Source organism: Rhizobium sp. A22-96 (assembly GCF_053521805.1).
Genome location: NZ_JBNWDQ010000013.1, coordinates 1 through 10206, shown reverse-complemented (window position 1 = coordinate 10206; position 10206 = coordinate 1). Strand labels below are relative to the sequence as shown.

Below are 10206 nucleotides of genomic sequence, written 5' to 3'. Positions count from 1 at the left end.
CAAGCTCATTCGATCCAGTATGGACCATGACGGCAACGGACGGCTGCGTCTGGACCCAAAAGGGATCTCAGCGACGATTATGGGTTTTGCCGAGGCCGAACCTTCTTTCTGGTATTTGATGAGTGACGGGCAAGAGACGGTATCGCATGGCATAATCCCCGTGTCGGTCGACGCAATCATCAATGCGGCTCCTTCGGAAATCTTCGCTTCGGAGTTTTATTATACCTCTGGCGGGGAACGCTATCTCGGACTGAGGCTGGTAGACGACCGAAATCCGAAAGCAGTTGTTGCCGTTGGCGGCCTTTCACTTTCCTATGCTCAAACCATATTTGTGGCGCTCTGGTCCGTCTGGCCCCAGGGCCTGTATCATCTGCTGGGTCTCGTGCTGATTACGACCGCAACGATCGCGGCGGTCATCGTAAAGCGCACGATTGCGGCGCCTGTCAGGAAGGTTGTTGATTCGGCAGAGCGGATTGACGGTCTTCCGAACGGTCGCAGGATTCCCGATGGGGATACACCAGCCGAGCTCAGACCCATGGTCGCGGCGTTTAACACCGCACTCATGAGGATCGATAATGCGTTCGAAGCGCAGCGGAACTTCCTTGCAAGTGCGTCCCATGAATTGAGGACGCCCCTGACCAAGCTGCGTATAAAGCTGGATTTGGTGAAGGATGCCGAAGTCAGGGAAATGTTGATCCGCGACGTCACACGTCTCGCCTCGATCGTGACGACATCGCTACAGCTTGCCCGTTTATCCGGGCAATCCCTGGCTTTTACCTCGGTCGACCTGACAACGATCGTCCGCTCGGCCATCGCGGATCACGTGCCGAGAGCGATCAAGCAGGGTCTCGAAATCGAGTTGCGCGCTCCGGAGGCTGAGGTCATCGTTTCCGGATCGGAGGCAGCCATACGTGTTGCGCTCGATAATCTGATTTCCAATGCCATACACCACGCTCAACAAGCCGAGACAATCATTGTCGAAGTCCTTGAGGCCCACACGCTGAAGGTCATAGACCACGGCCCTGGAGTTCCAGCCGCGGAACGAGATGCTGTGCTGCGCCCCTTTACCCGGGGCATAAACACCATGTCTGACGGCACAGGAATGGGATTGGCAATCGTGGCTCAAGTCATTCATGCTCACGGCGGATCCGTTCTTCTCGAAGAAACTCCGGGTGGGGGATTGACGGTATGTCTGGTTTTTCCACCACATTGATAACTTGCGGCACCCACATCGGAATTAGCTGCATTTAAGCTGAGTGAGCACCTCCACAGGCTAAAGCCGTGACTTCGGAAATTAAGATGCATGGAGGTGAGGGGCGTTCGTAAGGATGAACTACGCCCCCTTCCAGGCCATTGTCGCCTCGGCGCCTACCGTCCTTATCGCGGGGCGCGCAAGCCGGCAGTTCGCCCCTTGCTACAGGTAGGGGTAATCTCCTCATCAGACTGCCAACCAGCAGCGGTCGAGTCGCACAGGGCCCGTCTCTCACCGGCGGCTGACTGAAGTCCGCCAAAGCTTAACTTATGGCGGAGTTGGCCACCAAAGATCGAAAAAATCCCGTAACCCATGGAATATACGTCAGAATTCGCACCGATAAGCGTCGTGTCGGGACACAGACGAGGCGCCACCAACGGAGCGCCCGGCGTCCTCACCGCAGATCAGACTGCGGTAACATTCAATACCTAACAGATGCGAGCACCGGGCCAGACGAATGTCTCGGACCCAAGGTTGGCGGCTCTGATCACTCGCTTAGCGAAAGAATGACGAAGCTGCGATCCAAGTTGCGAGGGTCGCAACACGCGTGGAGAAGCTGAATGAATTACCTCGAATCCATAGTGAGTATCGCGGCGCGATATTTTCTCTCGGCTATCATAATTGGGGCACTCGTAGGTGGGCCAATCGCCATATTGATATTCAAACATGACTCCAGCGCCTTAATCTCGCAATTGGGTAGCTCCGGGGTTACAACGCTATCTCACAGCGCATCTGTCTCTGGAATTTGACGGGCTTGCTGGATATCCATCTCGCGGTTGAGTTGCAATATCGCGCAGCGGCAGGCCTGTCTGGATCAGCTGAAAAGACAAGCGTTTGAAATTGGCGCTGATGCCGTGATCGCGATTGATCTGGATTATAATGAGGCCACCACTGGAAGTGGTTCGGGAAGTGGAATTCTCTTTGTGGCGGCGACGGGGACGGCGGTTAGGCTCGCTCCTCGATGAACACTGCCGTTTCGGGAGAACCGGTTCTCACAACTAACGTCGCAATTATTTTCAGGATCGTGTTGTGCCAAGACGTAAATCTGGTCTCAAATTTGGCATGCGAAGGCCCAGCATCAAGAAGAGTTTCGCGGCGCGAACCTCACCCAAGCGTGCAGTGAAGAATGCGCTCGGAGTTAGCGCTCCAAAAGGTGGGGATGGCTGACGAGCCCCAGGCGCGCATCATACAACCGTATTTATCATCGGACCACATTCAGCATTTGGGATGTTTTCGCAAATTGTTTCGCTAAGCGATTAATACCTTGAATTCAAAAGATGAAACCACACAAAGGTGAAGCCTTTTGGGAGCCAAGGGTTCGATTCCTTTCAAGACCAAAGGACTTGCAAAGCCTATCCGAAGCCCTTTGGGCGTACGTCCCTAGCATTTAGTGGGGTTCATCGACCGGTATGTGCAATGATGCGCCTGCCTTTTCGGCCGCTATCCTCAGTCGCTCGTCTCTGGTCCACAAGGAGGCTCTTGGGTCAATGAGTACCGACGCCAGCAAATGGGCATCCGTATAGCCAATGCCCATGCTGAAAATTCCATATCGGTCGATCATGGTCATGACTTCGTCGTGCGTCGCGACAACGGCTCCACGCTGAGCCGCCAGGAAGGCCATTACGCTGCTTCGATCCCGAAGGCTGCCAAGAGCCAACTCGCCGATCACGCTTGGATGGCAAAGTAGGCGATCGTCTTCAATAATTTTGCGTAACTCAACATCGCCATGTCGGAAATGATCAATCCAGATCGAGGTGTCTGCCAGTATCACTTAATTGCTGCGCTCCGGCGACGCGGAGCTGCCTCGGCATCCGGCATGGTTCCCCCAAGCGCGATGAGGCGCTTTCCGGACTCTACACGAACAAGCGTCTCCAAGGCCTGGCGGACGAGCGCGGCGGTTTCCTTGGTGCCGGTCAATGATCTCGCCCTGTCAATGAGTGCATCGTCGAGATTGATGGTTGATCGCATCACGTTTTTCCTCTCTTAGATGCCTAAACTAGCACCATTTGGTGAAGAAAACTACGCTCGATTCCTGTCTCCATAGAACATCGTGCAACAGGGAAAAACGGTAGCTGTTGAATTTCATCGTTATTTCACCAGTCTTTCCGTTTGACGCTGACGCCACGAGGCCGAGCCAGGCCTTTGAAGTACTCCGCTGTTTTTGAATCAATTGCAGGTTGCCGTGAAATAGAAAACGAGGTGAGCTTCGCATGAAATTCGACAAGCCGCCGTCGGGAAGGTGGCGAAGCGATCGAGAGCGGCAAGCTTTACCGTACAAACGCCGACGCGTCACGCTGATGCCTGGCGCGACGTCGCGAGAAAACCTGCGATGAAATCGACAGTGTCGTCGCCATCTCTCAATCCGAGATGGATGCTTTTCTGGATGCCGCTCTGACCGATGCGGACGTGGCGGACATCGAGCGCTGCTACTTCCCGGCGTACCAGCCAGTCCGGAATGGCGCTGACCCTGCGGCCCGCCACCATTAGCTGAAGCATCATTTCCGTCGTTTCGACATTCCGATGGTGGCGCGGGCGACCATTGGCGGGCACCAGAAATTGCGTAAACACATCAAGCCGCTCCGGGGGTAGCCGAGCAGGGCACCGCTCACCAGGCTGGCGATGACATTGGCGACCATCGAGATGGAAGAGGTCATGGCCGTTGATCGAGCATGATGTCGCGCGGAAAGATGGCGGTATCGTCCTCGTGAATATCCAGAATCGCGGTTCTCTTCGCCCCTCCGACGCACGTTAGAGACGGACGGTAGGCTAGCTGTTGATGGTTGCGGGCCATTTTTGGTGCTTTCAAAAATGGACACTGACAAGTTGCATGAATCGACATAGCGTCCGCCGCAATCGTATTGGATCTCAAATACGTGGCTCGTCAGTCACTTGGGCAAGATGGCGAGGGAAATATGACGGGCAAGCGGTTCAGCGTGCTGCGCTGACCGAACCGTTGCGTAGATAAATGATGAGTGCGTCGGCCGGGGGAGACTGCGCATATGGAGACTGGTGGTCGGCAACAACACCATTCAGCCGATCGGCGAAAGGGGCGATGCGCCGCGGGAAGCCGCGTCGCTGGCGGGCATTTTACGGTCGGATCTCAGCCAACAAGACGGGCGGCGCGCCCGGCAGAGGCGAAAATATAACATTTACAATGATGTAACCGATCGTTTTGCCTGGGAAGGGTACGACGCGGCATGATTTTTGAAAAGATGGTAGGGGCCATGACATTTATGCAATTTAGAGCCGGCGCATTTTTTCATCGCGCGCTCGACCTTATAGCCTCTTTGCCGCCCATTTTGTTGGGAGCACTCCGATCCATCGTTGCCGCAGTTAGGCACCGTCCTCAAAAATCCACCAGCAAAGCAGTCCGGACTTCGAATTCGATACCGGTATTCACTCTCACTTTCGTGTTGATCGCTGTACAGATCGCCTTTGCGCCAACCTCGCTTGCCTCTTCGGGTTGTGATGCGATCAACGCCGCCTGGGGCGCCGGGGCGACATACTCCAATGGCACGGAGCTTTGGCAACCCGGCCTATCCCTCAATGCCGGCGACAAGATCACTTATAACGTCACGACGAGCGGAAGCACGAACGCGGATACGGATCCGTACTCAGGACCGGGATTTGCACTCTATAATAATAGCTCTGCCACCGGCTCGGACATCATCGTCGAACAATATGCGACTGCCAATCACGAGCTCAATTTGAGCGGCAGTTACACGCCATCCCAGGCCTACCCGGATTTCACGGTCTATGCTTGGTCGCAGCCGGGAAGTGACGCGGTTCATGCCAGCGTCACCTGCCAAAATGCTCCAGGGACGATCATGCCGCCGAGTTTTCCGGTGACGCAGGCCGGTAGCACAACCAGCAGCCTCACCATGACCCTGTCGCAGGCACCCGGCACCGATTTGACCGTGACGCCGACCGCAGCCGGACTGACGTTTAGCCCAGCGGTAATTTCGTTTGCGTCCGGCAGTACCACTCAGTCCTTCACCATCACAGCCAACCCGGGTGCGACGCCCGGGCCCACTACGATCAACTACGCGCTGGGTGGCACGGATGCCGCGGGGTATATGGCGCCTGCAAGCACGTCGATGACTGTTCTTGGCACGATCAGCCCGCCCGCTTATCCCGCATTGACACAGGGCAGCAGTTCGCCAACGCTGACAATGACCGCATCGAGCGCAGGTGCCGTCTCTATCACACCGTCAGCAACTGGCTTGACATTCTCACCGGCCACTCTCAATTTTTCAGGCGGCGCAAGCCAGAATTTCACCGTGACAGCCGCCTCCAATGCCGGACCAGTATCGGTCGCCGTCAGTTACGCGCTTTCCGGATCCGGGGCTTCCGTCTACGTTACGCCGCCGTCCGGCGCCATTGCGGTCAATGTGCCGGCGCCGACGGTCAGTTCGATTTCACCGACTTCCGGCCCGGCATCGGGCGGCACTGCGGTGACCATCACCGGCGCGAACTTCAGCGGCACGACGGCTGTTACTTTCGGCGCAACGGCCGCGAGCAGCTTCACAGTCAATTCGGCGACATCGATCACGGCAACCGCGCCCGCTGGCACTGGAACAGTCGACATCCGGGTGACGACGACAGGCGGCACAAGCGCGACGTCGGCGGCCGATCAATATACTTACGTTGCGGCACCAACGGTAACGAGCCTCAGTCCGACTGCCGGCCCGACTGCTGGCGGCACGACAGTCGTCATCACCGGTACGAGTTTCAGTAGCGCGACGGCGGTGACCTTCGGGGCTACGGCGGCAAGCAGCTATACTGTTAACAGCGCAACGCAGATAACTGCAACCGCGCCCGCCGGCACGGGCACAGTCGATATCCGTGTGACGACATTAGGTGGTACGAGTGCAACGTCGGCGGCTGACCAATATACCTATGTCGCGGCGCCGACGATTTCCAGCATCGGTCCGACATCTGGACCGACAGCCGGAGGCACGACGGTAACACTGACTGGCACGAACTTCACTGGCGTAACGGCTGTGACGTTCGGCGCAACGGCTGCGACCGGCTTCACTTTCAATTCACCAACATCAATTACGGCGACAGCGCCTGCCGGCACCGGAACCGTCGACATTCGCATAACGACATCGGGCGGCACGAGTGCAACGTCTGCTGCCGATCAGTATACTTATGTCGCCGCTCCGACCGTAACCGCTGCGTCGCCCAACGCGGGTTTGGAGACTGGTGGCACGTCGGTGACGATTGCCGGTACGAACTTGTCGGGCGCAACCTCGGTCAGCTTCGGCGGCACTCCCGCCATCGGCTTCACCGTCAATAGCGCAAACTCGATCACCGCAACCACTCCTGCCCACGCCGCCGGTGCAGTTGATGTCAGCGTCACTACGCTGGGCGGTACTGCGACATTGGTCGGCGGTTATACCTTCCTCAATCCGCCGGTTGCAGCAAATGTCTCAGCGACGGTTGCGCTGAGCTCGACGAACAATCCGATCACGCTTGCTCTGACCGGGGGAGCTGCTAGCTCGGTCGCCGTCTCGACGGCGGCAAGTCACGGTACGGCGTCAGCCACCGGCACATCGATCACCTATACGCCGACGGCAGGCTATACTGGCACCGACAGCTTCGCCTACACGGCTAGCAACGCCACCAGCACGTCTACACCGGCAACCGTCAGCGTGACGATCTCGGCGCCGATAGTTACGATTGGCCCTGCGTCCTTGCCAAATGCCGCGATTGCGTCCAGCTATAGCGCCACCGTGACGGCAACCGGCGGCACCAGCCCCTATCGTTACGCGGTTACAGCAGGCTCGTTGCCGGCGGGCCTGACACTGTCTTCGTCTACCGGCGAAATCTCTGGCACGCCAACAGGAGGCGGGACCTATAATTTCGTCATCACTGCAACGGATGCCACGACAGGCACGGGAGCACCGTTTAGCGGTTCCATCGCCTATGCTTTGATGGTCGGCGCGCCGACGATGTCGATCACGCCGAGTTCGACTCCAACCTTGACCGCGGGAACAGCCTTCAGTGAGCCGTTCACGGCATCAGGCGGTACCGCTCCCTATAACTATTCGCTTTCCGCGGGTGCATTTCCCCCTGGCCTGACGCTTGCAGCAGACGGTACACTCTCCGGCACGCCAACGGTCGCCGGCGTTTTCAGCTTCATCGTCAGGGCGACGGACAGTTCCACCGGCACCGGCGCACCGTATACCACTGCGTCAACGGTTCACACCGTAACCGTCAATGCCCCGATGCTCGCGCTGGGGCCGGCGACACTGCCGGGTGGCGCGGTTGCTACCGCCTATAGCGAGACCGTGACGGCTTCCGGCGGCAACACGCCCTACAACTATGCGGTGACGGCGGGTGCGCTGCCGAATGGTTTGACACTCAATAGCTCGACGGGTGCAATCTCCGGCACGCCGACGGCGGGCGGGACATTCAACTTCACCGTGACGGCGACTGACAGCTCCGGCGGGATGAATTCGCCCTTTAGCGTATCCAAAGCGTATAGCGTGGCGATTAATGCTGCGACGATTGCGATCGGCCCTGCGACATTGCCGGGTGCGGCGCTGAACACCGCCTACAGCCAGACGATCACCGCCTCGGGCGGCACGAGTGGCTATACCTACTCCGTCACCGGCGGCGCCCTTCCGCAGGGCCTGGCGCTCTCCTCGAACGGCACGCTGGATGGGACCCCGACGGCAGCCGGCAACTTCAACTTCACCGTGACTGCGACGGATAGCTCGACGGGTACCGGACCTTACACCGCCGCCAAGGCCTATAGCGTGGCCGTGACCGCTAACCCACCGATTGCGGGCAATGCCGCGGTGACGGTAGCCGCCAACTCGACCAGCAATCCGGTCGCCCTCAACCTGACGGGTGGAACCGCAACTTCGGTCACGGTTTCGACGCAGGCTACCCATGGCACGGCGACCGCCTCGGGGGCTACGATCACCTATACACCAGCGGCGGGCTATGCCGGAGCGGACAGCTTTGCCTACACTGCCACCAATGCCGACGGCACGTCTGCGCCAGCTTCCGTTAGCGTGACGGTGTCGGTGCCGACAGTGGCGATAAACCCGGCGGCCTTGTCCTCCGGTTCGATCGCCACTGCCTATAGCCAGGCGATCACGGCCACAGGCGGTACTGCTCCATATAGTTATGCCGTGACGGCCGGTGCGCTTCCGGCTGGTGTCAGCCTCAACGCGTCCACCGGCGCCATCACCGGCACGCCGACGGCGGGCGGGACCTTCAATCTCACCATCTCTGCAACGGACAGTTCGACCGGCACCGGCGCGCCATTCACAGGCTCCAGGGCCTATACCGTGATCATTGGTGCTCCGACGATTACAATCACGCCGACCACACTGCCGGCTGCCACCGTGGCCGCTGCCTATAGCCAGACCATCACGGCATCCGGCGGAACCGGGTCCTATTCCTACGCGATCACAGCAGGCGCCCTGCCCGCCGGACTGACGCTCTCGCCGGCCGGTGTGCTTGCGGGCACGCCGACGGCATCAGGCAACTTCAACATCACCATCACGGCCACGGACAGTTCGACCGGCTCGGGACCGTTCACGGGATCGCGCGCCTATACCCTGGCGGTCAGCGTCCAGCCGCCGATCGCCAATGCGGTTGCGGCAACCGTCGCCGCCAATTCCTCGAACAATCCGATCACGCTGAACATCACCGGTGGAGCGGCAAGCTCGGTGGCTGTCGCAACGGCCGCCGCACATGGGACCGCGACCGCATCGGCCACCTCGATCACCTATACGCCGGCAGCGGGCTATAGCGGTACCGACAGCTTCACCTATACCGCCACCAACGCCTCCGGCACCTCGGCGCCGGCAAGCGTGAGCGTGACGATCACCGCGCCGACCCTGTCCTTCTCGCCGCCGAGCGGAGCCCTGCCGGCCGGCATCGTCACCACCGCCTACAGCCAGACCGTCACCGCCTCGGGCGGAACGAGCCCCTACAGCTATAGCCTCACCGGCACGCTGCCGGCCGGGCTCACCCTCAACCATGCCACGGGCGCCATTACCGGCACGCCGACGGCGCCAGGCAATTACAGCTTCTCCATCACCGCCACCGACGCCAACAGCGCCACGACATCCGCTGCCTATACGATCGCCATCTCGCCGCCGCCGACCACCTTCGTGTTCAGCCCGGCCGGCGGCGCCCTGCCCGAGGCGATGGCGGGCGAGGCCTACAGCCAGCAGATCTCGGCAACCGGCGGCACCGGCACCAAGATCTTCAGCCTTGCCTCCGGCAGCCTGCCGAACGGCCTGGTGCTCAACATCTCCACCGGCCAGCTCAACGGACCGCTCGCGGGCGGCACCGAAGGCGACTACAGCTTCACCATCCAGATCCGCGACGGCAATGGTGCAACCGGTGCAGCAGCGTTTACCCTCAAGGTCATCCCACGCGCTGTCAGCGCCGGGGATCAGGTCGTCGATGTACCGGAGGGGTCGACACCTCCGGACGTCTACCTCAATCGCGGTGCGACGGGCGGTCCATTCACCGCGGCCGACTTGACCTTCGTGGAGCCCGCCAATGCCGGCACGGCGACAATCATCCAGGGCCAGTTGGCAGCAGCCGGTCCTGTCAGCACACCTGTCGGTTGGTATCTGCAGTATACGCCGAACCCGGCCTATTCCGGTCGCGTGCGCGTCGGCTACAAGCTCGTCAGCGCGCTTGGGGTTTCGAATACCGGCACGATCACCTATAATATCCGCTATAACGCCGGCAAGGTTGCTGCGGATATCGACAATCTCGTGCATGACTTCGTGCAATCCCGCCAGAACATGATCGCCAACACGATCGAGGTGCCGGGGCTTTTACAGCGCCGGCAGATGGAGAAGGCGACCGATCCCGTCACCGCGCGCATGACGCCATCCGAGGAGGGCATGACGCTCGGCTTCTCCACCAGCCTGTCGCAGATGCGCGCCGCCGCCGGTGATCCCGATGCCGCC

8 protein-coding genes are annotated in these 10206 nt (G+C 59.7%); 4 read left to right on the top strand and 4 right to left on the bottom strand.

Annotation, left to right across the window (positions count from 1 at the left end; genetic code table 11):
* The coding region (locus ACQZ6F_RS33335) for a sensor histidine kinase (RefSeq protein WP_449096302.1) at positions 1-1213 on the top strand (1213 nt) is incomplete at its 5' end.
* 815 nt (positions 1214-2028) lie between these two features.
* Positions 2029-2217 carry a heavy metal-binding domain-containing protein gene (locus tag ACQZ6F_RS33330; protein WP_449096303.1) on the top strand — a complete coding sequence of 63 codons (189 nt, stop codon included), beginning with the start codon at positions 2029-2031 and terminating at the stop codon, positions 2215-2217.
* 422 nt (positions 2218-2639) lie between these two features.
* On the opposite strand, the gene ACQZ6F_RS33325 is transcribed toward ACQZ6F_RS33330, so the two are convergent.
* The 4 genes from ACQZ6F_RS33325 to ACQZ6F_RS33310 all read right to left on the bottom strand — a co-directional run bounded on the left by ACQZ6F_RS33325 (position 2640) and on the right by ACQZ6F_RS33310 (position 3906).
* Positions 2640-3023 carry a type II toxin-antitoxin system VapC family toxin gene (locus tag ACQZ6F_RS33325; protein WP_449096304.1) on the bottom strand — a complete coding sequence of 128 codons (384 nt, stop codon included), beginning with the start codon at positions 3021-3023 and terminating at the stop codon, positions 2640-2642.
* Positions 3020-3220 carry a type II toxin-antitoxin system VapB family antitoxin gene (locus tag ACQZ6F_RS33320; RefSeq protein WP_077472248.1) on the bottom strand — a complete coding sequence of 67 codons (201 nt, stop codon included), beginning with the start codon at positions 3218-3220 and terminating at the stop codon, positions 3020-3022. Before ACQZ6F_RS33320 ends, ACQZ6F_RS33325 begins: the two co-directional genes overlap by 4 nt.
* A 321-nt stretch (positions 3221-3541) precedes the next feature.
* Complete coding sequence (locus tag ACQZ6F_RS33315; protein WP_449096305.1) at positions 3542-3751, bottom strand: hypothetical protein; 210 nt, start codon at positions 3749-3751, stop codon at positions 3542-3544.
* Positions 3748-3906, bottom strand: coding sequence for a hypothetical protein (locus ACQZ6F_RS33310; RefSeq protein ID WP_449096306.1), 159 nt, complete (start codon positions 3904-3906; stop codon positions 3748-3750). The genes ACQZ6F_RS33315 and ACQZ6F_RS33310 overlap by 4 nt, the downstream gene beginning before the upstream one ends.
* Before the next feature lie 355 nt (positions 3907-4261).
* Here ACQZ6F_RS33310 and ACQZ6F_RS33305 point away from each other — a divergent pair, with 355 nt between their 5' ends.
* Complete coding sequence (locus ACQZ6F_RS33305; RefSeq protein WP_449096307.1) at positions 4262-4453, top strand: hypothetical protein; 192 nt, start codon at positions 4262-4264, stop codon at positions 4451-4453.
* A 209-nt stretch (positions 4454-4662) separates the two neighbouring features.
* Positions 4663-10206 (top strand): beta strand repeat-containing protein (locus ACQZ6F_RS33300; RefSeq protein ID WP_449096308.1); only part of this gene is annotated, 5544 nt, incomplete at its 3' end.

Bases quoted from the DNA above. Each gene is read 5' to 3' on its own strand.
- ACQZ6F_RS33320 (WP_077472248.1), bottom strand. From the start codon at position 3,220: ATGCGATCAACCATCAATCTCGACGATGCACTCATTGACAGGGCGAGA.
- ACQZ6F_RS33315 (WP_449096305.1), bottom strand. From the start codon at position 3,751: ATGATGCTTCAGCTAATGGTGGCGGGCCGCAGGGTCAGCGCCATTCCG.
- ACQZ6F_RS33310 (WP_449096306.1), bottom strand. From the start codon at position 3,906: ATGACCTCTTCCATCTCGATGGTCGCCAATGTCATCGCCAGCCTGGTG.